This is a genomic window from Microbulbifer jejuensis (assembly GCF_047289955.1).
Lineage (GTDB): Bacteria > Pseudomonadota > Gammaproteobacteria > Pseudomonadales > Cellvibrionaceae > Microbulbifer.
The window spans coordinates 1-1,231 of sequence record NZ_JBLBUB010000045.1 but is presented as its reverse complement, the minus strand read 5'-3'; the positions used below and the strand labels follow the sequence as shown (position 1 = coordinate 1,231).

Below are 1,231 nucleotides of genomic sequence, written 5' to 3'. Positions count from 1 at the left end.
TACCCAGAGTAAAGGCTTCACTGCCGGCAGTACCCAGCAGCGTGGCATTGGTGGCGGTAAGGGTTTCTACATCGGAAAACAGGATATCGCTGTTGCGCGCTTCTTTATTGTTGCCGGTCAGTAACCACTCGGTACCATCGGCTCCGTTGACCGTGTCGATACCGCCAAGGGCATCAACGCTGCTGATACCGCTAAAGGTAATATTATTGGCCATCAGCGCATTCAGGCCGGTAATTTCGAACCTGTCCTCGCCATCTGAGCCCACCAGGCTGTCGCTGCCCAAACCCGCATTGACTGTATCCAGCTCACTAAAGTCGATACCCGCTGTATTCACGGTATTTGTGCCGGTGATGGTAAACTGGTCATCGCCACTGCTGCCGGTTAAAAGCGCTGTGGTTGCACTGAAAATACCTTCGAAAGTCAGTGTGCCTGCCGACAGTTGATTATCACTGCCAGTCAAGGTCAGGCCATCCGTGTAAGTGAGGGCGTTTAGGCTGTCGCTGCCACCCCGGCCCTGTACTGAAGACAGGCCTGAGAAGTTCATCCCGTAGACTCCCACTGCATCGTCGGTACCCAGAGTAAAGGCTTCACTGCCGGCAGTACCCAGCAGCGTGGCATTGGTGGCGGTAAGGGTTTCTACATCGGAAAACAGGATATCGCTGTTGCGCGCTTCTTTATTGTTGCCGGTCAGTAACCACTCGGTACCTTCGGCTCCGTTGACCGTGTCGATACCGCCACGAGCATCAACGCTGCTGATACCGCTAAAGGCAATATTATTGGCCATCAGCGCATTCAGGTCGGTAATTTCGAACCTGTCCGCGCCATCCGAGCCCACCAAGCTGTCGCTACCTCCCTGGCCTTGCACTACAGACAGGCTGGAGAAGCTCATCCCGTAGACTTCCACTGCACCGTCAGTACCCAGAGTAAAGGCTTCACTGCCGGCAGTACCCAGCAGCGTGGCATTGGTGGCGGTAAGGGTTTCTACATCGGAAAACAGGATATCGCTGTTGCGCGCTTCTTTATTGTTGCCGGTCAGTAACCACTCGGTACCTTCGGCTCCGTTGACTGTGTCGATACCGCCACGAGCATCAACGCTGCTGATACCGCTAAAGGCAATATTATTGGCCATCAGCGCATTCAGGTCGGTAATTTCGAACCTGTCCGCGCCATCCGAGCCCACCAGGCTGTCGCTGCCTCCCTGGCCTTGCACTACAGACAGGCTGGAGAAGCT

1 protein-coding gene is annotated in these 1,231 nt (G+C 55.1%); it reads right to left on the bottom strand.

Annotated features, from left to right (window positions below; genetic code table 11):
- On the bottom strand, nt 1–1,231 hold a 1,231-nt coding region (locus ACL7TT_RS19620; RefSeq protein WP_413397897.1), incomplete at both ends, for a hypothetical protein.